General features: G+C 67.9%; 1 protein-coding gene. It reads right to left on the bottom strand.

Going from position 1 to position 240, the window contains the following annotated elements; genetic code table 11:
• Positions 1-240, bottom strand: a 240-nt coding sequence (locus NCT32_RS14715; RefSeq protein WP_250490424.1) for a hypothetical protein, incomplete at both ends; no start/stop codon positions are given.

The raw sequence follows: 240 nt of genomic DNA on the forward strand, positions 1-240 counted from the left end.
GCCTCGGGCCGTTCCGCCGCCAACTCTTCGAGCCGCGCGCGCAGGCGCTGGCAATACTCGCGCGGTTCGGCGAGACCATCGACGTGATCGACGCGCACACCATCGATCAGGCCTTCGGTGAAGAGCCGGAACACGAGCGCATGCGATGCCTCGAACACTTCAGGCCGCTCGACGCGCACGCCGCCGAGCGTGCTCACATCGAAGAAACGCCGCCAGTTCACTTCGTCCGCGGCGGTGCGC

Origin of the sequence: Caballeronia sp. INML2 (genome assembly GCF_023631365.1) — a bacterium.
In the GTDB taxonomy this organism is placed as follows: domain Bacteria; phylum Pseudomonadota; class Gammaproteobacteria; order Burkholderiales; family Burkholderiaceae; genus Caballeronia; species Caballeronia turbans.